10 protein-coding genes are annotated in these 13,464 nt (G+C 70.5%); 4 read left to right on the top strand and 6 right to left on the bottom strand.

Annotated elements, in window-relative coordinates; all coding sequences use genetic code 11:
• Positions 1-65: 65 nt before the first annotated feature.
• Positions 66-1,742 carry an MFS transporter gene (locus ACERMF_RS12220; protein WP_373669386.1) on the bottom strand — a complete coding sequence of 559 codons (1,677 nt, stop codon included), beginning with the start codon at positions 1,740-1,742 and terminating at the stop codon, positions 66-68.
• Here ACERMF_RS12220 and ACERMF_RS12225 point away from each other — a divergent pair.
• Both ACERMF_RS12225 and ACERMF_RS12230 read left to right on the top strand, forming a co-directional pair.
• A complete protein-coding gene (locus ACERMF_RS12225; RefSeq protein WP_373669645.1) occupies positions 1,647-2,339 on the top strand; it encodes a FadR/GntR family transcriptional regulator in 693 nt (230 codons plus the stop codon). The genes ACERMF_RS12220 and ACERMF_RS12225 overlap by 96 nt on opposite strands.
• On the top strand, positions 2,332-2,970 hold the full coding sequence (locus ACERMF_RS12230) for a nuclear transport factor 2 family protein (RefSeq protein WP_373669387.1): 639 nt from the start codon (positions 2,332-2,334) through the stop codon (positions 2,968-2,970). Before ACERMF_RS12225 ends, ACERMF_RS12230 begins: the two co-directional genes overlap by 8 nt.
• A gap of 66 nt (positions 2,971-3,036) precedes the next feature.
• Here the strand turns inward: ACERMF_RS12230 and ACERMF_RS12235 are convergent, their stop codons facing one another.
• Positions 3,037-4,053, bottom strand: coding sequence for a ribose-phosphate diphosphokinase (locus ACERMF_RS12235; protein ID WP_373669388.1), 1,017 nt, complete (start codon positions 4,051-4,053; stop codon positions 3,037-3,039).
• Between the two features lie 472 nt (positions 4,054-4,525).
• On the opposite strand from ACERMF_RS12235, the gene ACERMF_RS12240 reads away from it, so the two are divergent.
• Positions 4,526-5,827 (top strand): DUF222 domain-containing protein, encoded by a 1,302-nt coding sequence (locus ACERMF_RS12240; RefSeq protein WP_373669389.1) that lies wholly within the window; start codon positions 4,526-4,528, stop codon positions 5,825-5,827.
• Positions 5,828-6,077: 250 nt separating this feature from the next.
• On the opposite strand, the gene ACERMF_RS12245 is transcribed toward ACERMF_RS12240, so the two are convergent.
• Positions 6,078-7,037 carry a glycosyltransferase family 2 protein gene (locus ACERMF_RS12245; RefSeq protein WP_373669390.1) on the bottom strand — a complete coding sequence of 320 codons (960 nt, stop codon included), beginning with the start codon at positions 7,035-7,037 and terminating at the stop codon, positions 6,078-6,080.
• A gap of 213 nt (positions 7,038-7,250) precedes the next feature.
• Positions 7,251-8,681 carry a UDP-glucose/GDP-mannose dehydrogenase family protein gene (locus ACERMF_RS12250; protein ID WP_373669391.1) on the bottom strand — a complete coding sequence of 477 codons (1,431 nt, stop codon included), beginning with the start codon at positions 8,679-8,681 and terminating at the stop codon, positions 7,251-7,253.
• Positions 8,682-8,760: 79 nt separating this feature from the next.
• On the opposite strand from ACERMF_RS12250, the gene ACERMF_RS12255 reads away from it, so the two are divergent.
• Positions 8,761-9,750 carry a hypothetical protein gene (locus ACERMF_RS12255; protein ID WP_373669392.1) on the top strand — a complete coding sequence of 330 codons (990 nt, stop codon included), beginning with the start codon at positions 8,761-8,763 and terminating at the stop codon, positions 9,748-9,750.
• On the opposite strand, the gene ACERMF_RS12260 is transcribed toward ACERMF_RS12255, so the two are convergent.
• Together ACERMF_RS12260 and ACERMF_RS12265 are read right to left on the bottom strand one after the other, a co-directional pair.
• Complete coding sequence (locus ACERMF_RS12260) at positions 9,747-11,462, bottom strand: S8 family serine peptidase (protein WP_373669393.1); 1,716 nt, start codon at positions 11,460-11,462, stop codon at positions 9,747-9,749. The two genes, ACERMF_RS12255 and ACERMF_RS12260, sit on opposite strands and share 4 nt — an antisense overlap.
• On the bottom strand, positions 11,459-13,447 hold the full coding sequence (locus ACERMF_RS12265) for a S8 family serine peptidase (RefSeq protein WP_373669394.1): 1,989 nt from the start codon (positions 13,445-13,447) through the stop codon (positions 11,459-11,461). Before ACERMF_RS12265 ends, ACERMF_RS12260 begins: the two co-directional genes overlap by 4 nt.
• Positions 13,448-13,464 lie beyond the last annotated feature (17 nt).

Consider the following 13,464-nt stretch of genomic DNA (forward strand, 5'->3'; position numbering starts at 1 on the left):
CAGTGGGACACGCCTCCACCAGGGCCTGGATCACTATGTGAGAAGGGGACGGACGCGTCCGATTTTCATCGGCGCCCGCGCAAGGGGGATTCACCATCGGAGGTCGGGTGAGCGAGTGCCGCTGGCCCGGCGGAGACCTGCACGGCGCCCGCTCGGCGCTGGTAGAGGACAACCGCTAGGGCAGCGAGAATCGCCGACAACCCGCCGAGTCCCAGCGCAACCCTGGCGCCGAGGAATTCGGCCACGGCGCCAGCGAGCGGACCGCCGATCGGCGTAGTCCCGGTCGTGGCTACGGCGAACAGTGCCACGACGCGTCCGCGCATACTCGGTAGTGAGCGCAACTGCAAGACCGACATGGCCGTGCTTCGGAGGGCGACACCGGCAGCACCGACCAGGAACAGACCGACCAGCACCAGTGGCAGTGTCGGAGCCGCCGCTGTCAAAGTCATCAGCAGTCCGAACACCGCGGAACTACCCGCGAGGAAACGCATCGAGGAGGACACCGAGCCAGCGACCAACAAGCCGCCGATGACCGCTCCCGAGCCCATGCTGGAAAACATCCATCCAAAGGTCTGTGCATCTCCTCCGAACGCTTCCTCGGCCAGTAGTGGCAACGTGACCGCCCACTCGAAAGCAAACATGCCGACGATGACGAGCACGATCATGGGGGCGACCAGCTCGGGAGTGCGCCGCACGTAGTTGAGGCCCTCCCGCAGCTGCCCACGGGATCTGGGGACGCGCTCGGAGGGAACCAAGTCGTGGGTGCGGAGCATCATCAGAACGAGCACGACGGCGAAGTACGAGGCGGCGTTCAGGAAGAAGCTCATCGCGAGCCCGTGCGTCGCGATGACGGCGCCTGCCAGGGCCGGACCGATCGCCTGCGCCGCGTTCCAGGTGATGTTGTTGAGGGTGACGGCATTCGAGATCAGGTCGGGGCCGACCATCTCCATGATGATGGCCTGGCGCGTCGGTCGGTCGATTGCATGGACAGCTCCCATGGCGCCAGCGAGCACGAAGACCATGCCGACCCTGATGGCACCCGTGGCGGTGAGTACGGCCAGGGCGAGCGCCAAAGACGCTCCCAGGCTCTGTGTCAGCAGGAGCAGACGTCGCTTGTCGACCCGGTCGGCGAGCAGGCCGCCATAGGCGCCCAGGAGCAGGACAGGGAGATGCTGAAGTGCTGCCGTGATGCCCAGCAAAGTCCCCGAGCCCGTGAGTTCCAGTACCAGCCATGCCTGGCCGACCCGCTGCATCCAGGTCCCGGTTATGGAGAGCGCATGTCCGAAGAAGTAGCGTCGATAGTTGACGTTGCTCAGCGAACTGAACGTCGCACGTAGCTTCCCCAAGGGTGGCTCCACCGCCAGGCGGACATCGTCATGGCTACCGCCGGACTGGCCCATCATGGCCGCGCGCGCCCGTGGGCGTGGGGTCGGACTCACATCTTGAGACCGCGGCTTGTCGGGGGTCGCACGCTGGCGCAGAGTCAGGACCGTTGCCGGACCGATCATCGTCCCGTCCAGCCGGCGAACCAGATCCCAGGAGGCCCGGTGACAGCGGCCCAGCGACTCACATTCGAGAAGGTCCAGCCACGCCACATCGCGGACGACATCGTGCTGCAGATCAAGGCCGCCGTCGCCAGCGGGCTCCTGAGAGTCGGCGATCGATTGCCGGTGGAGCGTGAACTCCGCGAAGGTCTTGGCGTGAGCCGATCGTCGGTCAGGGACGGCGTCCGGGCGCTCCAAGCTATGGGCCTCGTTGGCGTCCGCATCGGCGCCAAGGGCGGCGCCTTCGTCACATGTCCCCAGCCCGACCTCGTCTCCGAGCTGCTCCACCTCATGCTGACGTTGTCGGAGGTCGAGACCTCGGAGGTCTCCGAGGCGCGCGCCCTGGTGGAACTCAGCTGTCTGCCACTGGTGTGCCGAAAAGCCACCCCGGCCGACCTGGACGCTCTGAGAAGCCTCTGCGAGCCGGCGTTCGGACCGGCCGCCCCGCGAGGGAGCACCTCCGACGGTGAGGCAGCGAGGTCGTTCCACGTACGACTCGCCGAGGCGAGCCACAGTTCCGTACTGCCGATCCTGCTGGCGACCCTGAGCGGCGGGGACGGGGCCCGTTGCGCAGGTTCGTCTTCGGACATCACCCGGGACCACGTCGCGCTGCTCGCCGCGATCACCGATCGAGACGTCCCCCGAGCCCAGACGCTGCTCGCCGAACATCTCGGTGTCGACGGCCGCGTTGCAACGGTGGCCCTCGAGCTCGCGAACGCGGGCCCTCGGTCGGTCGGCTGCCAAAGTTTGGACGACGACACTTCCCTAGCTGGAGACGAGTGCCCGCATGGCTGAGCAGACCCAGGACCACCACGACATCCGGGCAGTCATCGACGAGTGGGCGATCAGCCGCGACGGCGCCCTTTGGGAGCGATTTCGAAAGGTCTGGCATCCACGTGGCGTCATGATGGCCACGTGGTTCCAGGGGTCGGCGGACGAGTTCGCCACGATCAGCCAGCGTGGTTTCGAACGCGGGGTGAACATCCTGCACTTCCTGGGCGGTACCTCGATCGAGCTCGCAGGCGATCGCGCGGTTGCCCAGACAAAGATGCAAATCCTGCAGCGGGCCGTGGTTCACGGTGTCGAAGTCGACGTGACCTGTCACGGCCGCTTCCACGATCTGTTCGAGCGAACCGCCGGAGATTGGCGACTCGTGTTGCGGCGGCTGACCTACGAAAAGGACTGGGTGGTTCCCGTCGACCCGTCGGCTCGGCTGTCACTGGACCCGCGCACTCTGGAGCGCTTCCCGGTCGGCTACCGCCACCTGGCGTACGTGCAGTCGGAACTCGGATTCGATGTCCATGACAACATGCCGGGGATCTCCGGGCCGGAGACGGACCACCTCTATGAGCAGGCGCGTCGCTGGTTGGCCGGCGAGAACGTTGCCACGCTGGCAGCCAGCGTCGGCGGGCGCGACGCCGGATGAGCCGTGAGCGACACGCCGCGCGATGGAGCCGCCGTCGGTCCCTGGCGTGCGCCGGGACCGACACACCTACTCGAAAAGGACGCTGACCGACTCGCGCAGGGCGATGCGGCGGATGGCTTCGCCGAACAGCCTCGCGACGGGCACCTCGACGATCCTGTCGGCGGCGCCGCTGGCGGACGGATCGCGTTCGATGGTGTCGGTGACGTAGAGGTGGCGGATCTCGCTGTCGAGCAGGCGTTGCAGTGCCTCGCCGTGCAGGAGGCTGTGGGTGACCGCAGCCGAGACGGAGGCCGCACCGCGCTCGACCAGCAACCGCCCCGCGTCGATCAGCGTGCCACCCGACACGGTGAAGTCGTCCACGATCAGGGCGCGGCGACCCTCGACGTCGCCGATGAGATCGAGCACCTCGGCGTTCTCCGAGTGGTCGACCCGCTGCTTGTCGGCGATGGCGACACGGGCGCCGAGCCGGTTCGCGTACTGCCTCGCCTTCTTCGCGAACCCGGCGTCCGGCGAGACCACGACGAGGCCGTCGCGGGCATCGGCGGCAGCCGCGTCGCACAGCACCGGCATGGCGTACAGGTCGTCGACGGGGATGCGGAAGAAGCCAACGACCTGTGGCGCGTGCAGGTCCATGGTCACGACGCGGTCGGCGCCGGCTGCCTCGATCGCGTCGGCGCAGACCCGCGCACGGATCGAGACGCGCGGCTCGTCCTTCTTGTCCCCCTTCGCATAGCTGAAGTAGGGCATGACCACGGTGACCGACTTCGCGCTGGCCCGCTTCAGCGCGTCGATCCAGAACAGCAACTCCATGAAGTTGTCGTTGGCCGGCGGACCGGTGCCCTGCACCAGGAACACGTCCTGCTCACGCACGTTGACCGGCACGCGAACGAAGGTGTTGCCCTCCGAGAAGTGCCGCGACTCACCATGGATCAGCGGATGACCGAGGTAGTCCGCGATGGCGCCAGCCAGGCGGCGGTTCGCCGAGCCGGCCAGCAGCACGAAGTCGAGCGGCCCTGGCGGTTCGCCCGGGGGCCGACCCGCGGAGGCCTGCTCGTCGGTTGCGTGCTGCGGGGAATCGATCATGGCGGTGACCCTAATGGGTGCCGATCGTCCGCTGTCGACGGTCCGATGCTGCCCTCCCCGGGGTTTTCCCCAGGCGGCGACGGGTTGCCCTTGCTGACGCCCTCGACGGGTGGCATGGTGACCCGACTGCCGGTACTCGAACATACATTCGATCAACATCGGGGGAGGTGTCATGGGAGCGTGGTCGGCAACAGCCGCCAGGAAGCGGCGCGCGGCGCCTCCCTGTTCCGCCGCCTCCGGCGCCGCGCCGCTGGTCCGATACCGCCGCCATGGCGCCTGGGTCCTGGCAGCCGAGGGACGAGGCTCCTGGGTCGGCCTCCGCGAGCAAGCCCACGACGAAACGGTCGGCACCGCTGACAACGGCGCGACCGACGGCGGCGCGACGGACGGCGGCGCGATGGATGACGGCGCGACGGATGACGGTGCAGTGGCCGCCATTGCAACCGACGGCGGTGCGACAGACGACGGTGCAGTGGCCACCATTGCAACCGACGGCCATGCGAGGGGCGTCGGTGCCGTCTACGCCGACAGCGACGCGCTGAAAGCGTTGGCGGACGTGACCGCGCGTGTTCTTCGACGCGATCTCGAGGACGTCGAGGAGCTGGACCTGCTCGTCGAGCTCGAGATCCTCGGGCGGGTCCGGAACCAGCTCGACGCACGGAAGTCCGCTGCCATCGCGGAGCTCACCCGCCGCAAGAAGGACGACGCCCGGGCGCGGCACCCGAACAATCCGCGAGCGGGAGAACAGGCTGCCCGCCACGCGCGACAGCAACTGGTCGGCGAGCTCCACCTCAGCCACGGCGAGGTCAAGCAGGCCCAACAGATCGGCGCCAAGCTGGCACAGACGCCACGGGCGCGGGAAGCCTTCGAAGCCGGAACGCTGCCGACGCGCCATGCCCAGGTCCTCGTCGACGCCCTTCAACACGTCGCCGACCCCGAGGTGCGGGCGCGGCTCGAGCACGAGCTGACTGAGGCCGGCCAGGCCATGAACCCGACCGAGTTCGGCCGGCTGGTTCGACAGCGGCTCGGAGAGCTCGACGACGGCGCCTCCGTAGAGGCGCAGCAACGGCGCAACCAGCGACGCACCGGCCGCCTCAGCCAGTCCCCCGACGGCTTCCAGGAACTACACGTGCGCGTCTCCGGCGTCGCGGGCGAGATGCTCGCCACGGCCGTGCACGCCTTCCGTCGCACCGACGCCGAAGGCGAGCACCGCACACCCGAGCAGGCGACCGCCGACGCCGTGGTCGCCATGGCCGAGGCGGCGTTGGGCGCAGCCAAGGCGCCGCTCCAGCACGGGATCCGTCCCCACTTGACGATCACCCTGACGCAGGCCGACCTCGATCGCGGATCCGGTCTGGCGAAGACGGTCTGGTCGGGACCGGTTCCGATCGCCGAGGTCGAGCCGCTCTACGACGACTGCAGTGTGTCCCGGCTGATCCTCGACGCCCGCGGCGTCCCGGTCGAGGCTTCGGAAGCGGTCCGCTCGGTGCCGGCCGGCGTCTGGCGTGCCGTGGTCGAACGCGACGGCGGCTGCATCGCCGACGGCTGCGACCAGCCACCACAGTGGTGTCAGGTCATGCACCTCGGCGAGCGCTACCGCTTCGGCGGCCGTCTCACCATCCCGACGGCCGGCCTCGGCTGCAGCTACCACCACAAGAAGTTCGACCTCTACGGCTGGAAGCTCAGCTGGTTCGAGGGACGACCGGTGCTGCATGCACCCGACAAGCCACCTAGAAGATCGCGACCACCGGACACCCGCGGTGATCCGCCGTGACCGCCGCGCACGACTCCGAACACATCCGTTTCGGCCTAACGACCGTTCGCGCGCGGTGCGTCGGGTCCGGTCTACCCACCCTTCGCGCGCCGGTACGTCGGGTCCCATCCCGACGCCCGCGCGCCTGCACGTCCGGTCCAACCGACCGCTCGCGCGCCTGCACGTTCGGTCCAAACGACCGCTCGCGCCTGCACGTCCGGTCAGGTGCGGCGCTGGCGGCTGAATCAACCCGCGCCGACGCCTGCCGGCGTCAACGCGTGGGCGCGTCCAAGGGGTCGTCCACGGGCGGTTTGCTCACCCGCACGACGAGGTCGGCGAGCAGTCCGATGCTGATGACCTGGAACGCGGCGAACAGGATCAGCAGCGTGTTGGTCGCGAGCCGCAGGTCCTTCGTCGTGATGTCGTAGATCAGCTTGGCGATCCCGAACAGCAGCAGCGCGAGACCGACCGGCATGAAGACCCGCAGCGGCTCGTAGCCGAGGATCATCCGCACGACCTGCAACAGGTACTTGCGGGTGTCGCGGTACCAGTGGAACTTCGACTCGCCCTCGCGGGCGGCGTACGGGATCTCGACGTAACCGACGGCGAGGCCGTCGGCCATGAACGACATCGTCATCGTGGTGACACAGGAGAAGCCGTTGGGCAACCGGTTGAGGTAGCGGATCGCCTTGTCACGACGGAAGGCGCGGAACCCGGAGTTGAGGTCGGGGATGTCCTCCTGCGCGAGGTACTGCGCCAGCCGACGGATCGCCCACTTGGCGGGCACGCGCAGCGCCTTGTGCGTGCCCTCCTCGCTGGTGCGGGCACCGACGACCTGGTCGTAGCCCTCGAGTGCGTCGACCAGTTGCGGGATCTCGTGGTTCGGATAGGTCATGTCCACGTCGGTCCACACCACGACGTGGCCGCGTGCCGCCGCGGTGCCGGTCCGTCGGGCGCCGCCGGAACCGAGGTTGCGACGGTGCTCGATGAGGCGGACGTTCGCGTCCTTCTTCGCCTCGCTTCGCAGCCACTCGCGGGTGCCGTCCGACGAGCAGTCGTCGACGGCGACGATCTCCCAGGTGTACTCGGAGGCGTTCATGGCCTCACGGATCCGCTCGACCTCCTGCCGGACGTGGCCAACCTCGTTGTAGGTGGGCAGCACGATCGAGACGTCGGGACGCTCCTGCGGGTCGTCCTGCGGCGGCAACTGCGAGATCGGTGCGGTGGACATGGTGAAAGACCTAGGGTCGAGCAGCAGCACGCATTGTTACGCACGCGGCCGATGGTCGGGTCGCACCGCCCGCGGGTGCGGATACGTGGTGCGCTGCGCCGCTGTGTGACGGGGAGCACCCGGTTGCGGCCTATGGCGGGTTGCCGCCGGATCGTGCGATCGGACCAATCGTGCGCGCAAACGGCGAGATCAGATGACGGTCGGGAGTCGGGCTCAGGCTTGCAGGTGGCCGCGGCCGATGCCGTGGTAGCGCAGGCCGGCGGCACGGGCCGCCTCGGGGTCGAGGCAGTTGCGGCCGTCGACGAGGATCGGGTAGTCGAGCGCGGCGACGAGGCCGGCGAGGTCGAGCTTGACGACCTCGGGCCAGTCGGTGGCCACCACGGCGGCATGGGCGCCGGCGGCGGCCTGCAGCGGGTCGTCGAAGGTGACGACGTCTGGCAGCGCGCGTCGCACGCCGGGAAGGGCGACAGGGTCGTAGACGTGCACGGTCGCGCCCTCCTCCAGCAACGCCCTGGCGAGGTGCAGCGCGGGAGCTTCGCGCAGGTCGTCGGTCCCGGGCTTGAAGGCGGCTCCGAGGATCGTGATCGTCTTGCCCGTCAGGTGCCACAGCTCGTCGCGGAGCTTGGACAGCACGACGTCGCGCTGGCCGGCGTTGATCCGCGCGACCTCCTCGAGCAGCCGGAAGTCGTAGCCGACGTTGCGCGACAGGTGCAGGAAGGCGTCGACATCCTTGGGAAAACACGAGCCGCCGAAGCCGAGGCCGGCCTGGAGGAACTTGGGGCCGATGCGCTCGTCCATGCCCATGCCCTGGGCGACCACCTCGACATCGGCGCCGACGATGTCGCAGACGTTGGCGACGGCGTTGATGAACGAGATCTTGGTGGCGAGGAAGGCGTTGGAGGCGTGCTTGATCAGCTCGGCGGTGTTGACGTCGGTCTCCACCACCGGCGCACCGGTGCGTTCGACCAGCGGCGCATAGACCCGGCGCAGGGCGTCGCGGGCGAAATCCGAGCTGGTGCCGTAGACGATCCGGTCGGGATTGAGGGTGTCGTAGACGGCAGCGCCCTCGCGCAGGAACTCCGGGTTCGACGCGATGTGGACGTTGGTGAGGTCGGTGCCGCGGGCCGTCTGTTCGCGTGCGATGACCTGGGTGAGGCGTTGGCCGGTGTTTGCCGGGACGGTGGACTTCTCGACCAGGACCAGTTCGTGATCGGCGAGGGCGGCCACCTCGACGGCGACCCGCTCCACGAAGCGCAGGTCAGGGCCGCCGCCCGGGAGCGGCGGCGTGCCGACGCAGACGAACACGATCTCGGCGTCGGCGATGGCATCGGCTAGGTCGGTGGTGAACCGCAACAGCCCCGACGCGGTGACCTTCTCCACCAGTTGCAGCAGGTCGGGCTCGTGGAAGGGCACCCCACCCGCGTGCAGCGTCTCGATCTTGGCGGCATCGTCGTCGAGGCCGACCACGGTGTGTCCGAGCTCGGCCAGGCAGGCCGCCGTGACCAGACCGACGTGCCCGACACCGATGACGGCGATGTCCACGGGGAATTCCTTGACGTCGAGGAGGTCGGCACGGACGTCGGTGGGAAACCAGACCGACGAGCGGAAGACCGGCAGGATGCAGGCGCCGAGGGTAGCTGTCACCGCTCGGCCGATCCGGGACACGCCGACCCATTAGCCTCACGCGACACCACGAAACGAGCCGCCCCGCGGAGGTCAGCTGTTGCCAGCCGAGGGGTCACGCCTGGTGGCGCTGGTCAAGCGGGTCGGTGCCGCACGCGACCCGTCCCCGCGTGCTCGTCGTGTCCTGCTGGTGCTGGGGCTGGTCGCATTCGTCGTGATGCTGGTGGTGTCGCTGCGGGCGCTGGAGGTCGGCTTCGACGACGTGTCCTGGTGGCCGCTCGTCGTGGCCGGGCTCGTGCTCACCCCGCTGACGATCCTGGGCAACGCCGCCGAGCTACGCGTGATGGCGTACGCGACCGCGCAGCGTCCGCTGCCCTGGAGCGAGTCGGTGCGGGTGGTCGTGCTGGCCACGGCCGCCAACCTGCTTCCGATTCCGGGCGCGGCGCTCGTACGGGTGCAGGCGTTGCGGACCCGCGGTGCAAGCGGAGCGGCCGCGACCGCCGTCAACGTCGCGGGAGCCGGGGCGTGGCTGGGCTCGGGACTGCTGATCGCCGGGCTCGCCCTCGCGCCGGTACGTGGGCCGGTTGCCCTGCTGGCCGCGGCGGTCGGTGTCGTCGGGTGCGTGGTGGCCGCGCTGATCGTGCGCAAGATCGCCCTGCCCGGTCGGGCGCTGCGGGCGACGCTGGCCCTGATCTACGTCGAGGTGACGGTGACGCTGCTGTACGGGGTACGGCTGCTGGTGGTGCTGGCCGCGCTGCGGGTCGACCTGGAGTTGCTCCAGGCGCTGGTGATCGCGCTGAGCGCCCCGTTGTCGGCCGCTGCCGGCGTGTTCCCCTCGGGCATCGGCCTGGCGGAGGCGATCTCGGGCCTGCTCGCTCCGGCGGTCGCGCTGCCGGCGGCGGTGGGGGTGGCCGCGACGGGACTGAACCGCGTCGTGGGGCTGGCGGTGACTGCGCCGCTCGCCGGCTGGCTGGCGAGCCGCTCCCCCGTCGATTCGGAAGGCGACGCCGACGAGACCGAAGGGCACCAGGCGGATGGCGAGGCCGACGCCCCCGCCACCGAGCGCGGGGACGAGGGTGTCGCGCCCTAGGAGCCGGAAGAGCGGGGCGTCAGTTCTACGCCTTCGCGACGGAGTACCTCGAGGGTCCGGGACACGAACGACGCCATGTGGTCGCGGCGGGTGTGGAGCGCCGGTTCGAACAACCGCGGTTCGGTGGTGCCCAGCGTGATCCCGAACTCCCGGGCGGCGAGGATCGCCTGCTCGTGCGCGCTTCCCTCGACGTCGTTGAACCAGGCCCGGGGTTCGCCCGAATGGATCTCGAAGTGGTGGATCGTCCGCGTCAGGAACGAGGCCATCTGTGCCCGGGTCACCGGCGCGCCCGGCTGGAACCGACCGTCGGCGCGGCCGGTCGCGATGCCGGCCGCGGCCAGCCGGTTGATCGCCGTCTCGTGGACGGAACCGTCGTCGTCGGGGAAGGCGTCTGGCGCGTCGGCGGTCGCGGCCGGGTCGCCGGCGACCTCGAGGATGCGGACCAGGAACGACGCCATCTGCCCGCGGGTGACGTGGCGTCCCGGTGCGTAGCGGCCGTCGCCGACGCCTTCGGCCACGCCCCAGTGGGCGACGCACTTGATGTTGAAGCCGTGGGCCCCCTGGGCGCTGACGTCGGTGAACGGCGAGCCGCCGCTGGCCACCTCCTCGGTGCAGGCGCGCCGTCGGACGTTGCGCAGGAACTCGGCCACGTCCAGGACCCCGCCGCTGACGACCTGACCCTGCAACCGGTTCGTCGGTGTCACGCTGCGGATGACCTCGCCCACCAGCTCGTTGGTCGACATCGTCGGCGCGATCGAGCGACCGAGCGCAAGCGCACCGGCGACCTGCGGAGCGGCGAACGAGGTGCCGTGGAAGCGGAAGTAGTCATCGCTCTCGAAGCCGACGTCGGGCGCGAGGATGGCTTCGCCGGGCGCCGCGAGATCGACGGTCGTGCGGCCGTAGTTCGACCCGGTGCCGTCCCGTTCGTCGTAGAGCAGGTAGCCCTCACGGTCCGAGGCCGCGACGGTCACGAGGTTCGGCAGGTCGTTGAAGCGAGCCGGCCAGGGTCCGGAACTACCCGCGCGGCTCGAGAGGTCGAGGTAGCTGTTGCCCGCCGCGGCGACCACCGGCACCCCGACCCCGGCGATGACCGTGCGCAGCTGGCTGCGCTGTCCGGGGCTGAGCTCGGCGAATCCCCAGGGCAGCAGGATGACGTCCGCCCCGGCGGTGGCGGCGTCCTCGATGGCGCGGACCGCCGTGTCGACGGTCGTCCGCAGCTGCGGCGAACTGAACGGACCGGCGGACTCGAGGATGCGCCGCACGCTGATCGACACGCCCGGCGCGACACCCGCCGTCCCGACGCCGTCGTCGGCGCGTGCCGCGGCGACCCCGGCCACCGCGGTCCCGTGCCAGTCCCGCCCGCCGTCGACGAAGGTCTCGTTCGTGCCGCGCAGGTAGTCGTAGCCGTGGTGCCCCTGCGCGTCGGTCCAGAAGGCGCCGGCGAGGTCGGGGTGGTGAGGCGAGACGCCGGTGTCGACCACGGCGATCGAGATCGCCGGGCTGCCGCGGGTGATCTCCCACGCCTCGGGGGCGCGGATGATGGGCAGGTGGTGCTGCTCGGGGAACAGCGGATCGTTCACCGGTGGTGGGGCCGACTGGGCCGAGGCGACGCCGGTCGCGGGCACCACCATCACCGCGGCGACCAGCGCCGCCAGGGCGCGGCCGTGCCGCCGCTGCCGCATGCTGGTGTCGCGCCGCGCCCGGCTGCTCATGCCGCCCCTGTGTCCTCGCCGGCGTCCGAAGCGCTCACTGCGCCGCCAGCCCCTTCCCCGTGTCGCGCCACCGAGTCGAGGAAGCGCGCGACCAGGCTGGCGACCTGGTCCCGGCGGCTGTCCGAGCCCGGGGCGAAGCGGAGGGTAGCCACGCCCCGCACGACGCCGAGGTCGCGGGCGGTGTCGATCGCGGGAGCGTGCGTGCTGCGGTCGTCGTCGGTGAACCAGTTGCGTGACGGTCGCGACCGCGTCCCGGTGGCGGTGTCGTGGGCGCGTACGACCAGCGACGCCAGCTGCGCCCGGGTCACCGCACGGTTGGGTCCGAAGCGACCGTCGGCGTCACCGCGGACGATGCCGAGCGCGGCGAGCTGGTTGATGGCGTGCTCGTGCGCGGAGCCGTCGTCGTCGGCGAAGGCGTCGGCAGGACGCGACGCCAACGCCACGCCGGCCGTGTCGAGCGAGCGGGCCAGGAGGCTGGCCAGCTGCGCCCGGTTGATGGTGGCGGCCGGCCGGTAACGACCGTCGTTGCCCCCTTCGGCGATTCCGAGGGCACGCAGGCACCGCAGCGCGTCGGCGTGGCGGTTGGCCGGGTCGACGTCGGCGAACAGCTGCGCGCGACCGGCGGCGGGACCGCAGATCGGACGCTGGATGCCGTGCAGGAACGCCCCCGCGTCGAGCATCCCGCGCGCGGTGGTGGTGTCCGCCGCACCGGGGACGACCCGCGAGGTCCACGAGACGGCGTCGACCAGGTCGTGCACCGGTGTGTTCGGCTGGACGCTGATGGCCAGCGCGAGCGCGGCCGTGACCAGCGGCGCCGCGAACGAGGTGCCGTCGAGGACGCGCCAGCCATCCGGCACGGTCGTGCGGATCTGGGCGCCCGGTGCGGCGACGTCGATGTGAAGCCGGCCGTGGTTGGCGAACGCGGGCCGCTGGCCGTCGGGGCCGATCGCCGTCACGCTGACCAGGTTCGGGAGCGTGTAGCCGGCCGGGAACACCTGCCAGTCGCCGTTGTCGAGGTTGCGGCGGTCGTTGCCTGCGGCGGCCACCACCGGGACGCCGGCGTCGCGGACCGCCTCGTACAGCAGCGGGCTGTCGCTGGTGCGGAACCACGACGCGTTGATCACGTCGGCGCCGTTGTCCGCGGCGTACGCGAACGCCTGCAGGGTGTCGCTGAGACTGGCGCGCCCCATCTCGCCGAGGCCGCTGAAGGTCTTGAGCGCCATCAGCCGCACTTCGGGCGCCAGGCCGACGATGCCGACCTCGTTGGCTCGTGCGGCGATCACGCCGGCGACGGCGGTGCCGTGCCAGTCCTCCTCGGCGCTGACGAAGATCTGCGGGTTCCGGTCGACGAAGTTCCAGCCGTGGACGTCGTCGACGTAGCCGTTGCCGTCGTTGTCGCGGCCGTCGGTCACCTCGCCGGGGTTGACCCACAGCGCGTCCGCGAGGTCGGGATGGTCGGGATCGATGCCGAAGTCGATCAGGGCGACGACCACGTCGGGCCGGCCGCGGGTGACCGACCACGCCTCGAGCGCCCGCACGTCGACGCCTGCGGTGGTGGCGGTGCCGTCGACCGGCATGCCGGTGTTGTGCAGGCCCCACTGCTCGCCGAACAGCGGATCGCTGGGCGGCTCCGCCGGCGCGGCGGCGTACAGCCAACGGTCGACCTCGACGACCTCGACACCGGCCTCGGCCGCGAGCAGCGACGAGACGTCGTGCACCAGGTCGGGCAGGACCGCGACGAGGTCGACGTGGTCGGTGAGGGCACGTGACACCTCGACGCCGGCCCGCGCCAGGGCGGCAGCGCGGACGTCGGCGGTGGCGTCGGGGACCCAGCCGACCAGCAGGCGCAGTGCCCCGCCGTCGTCGACGACCAGGTCCTGCACGGCCGATGCCGTCCGCGCCGTCACCGGTTCAGCCGCCTGTCCGGGCTGGGCGTGCCCGGGCTGCGCGACGGCCGATCCCTGCACGACCAGGGCGAGCGTCAAGGCAACGACCACCACCC

This window comes from Egicoccus sp. AB-alg6-2, assembly GCF_041821025.1.
Lineage (GTDB): Bacteria > Actinomycetota > Nitriliruptoria > Nitriliruptorales > Nitriliruptoraceae > Egicoccus.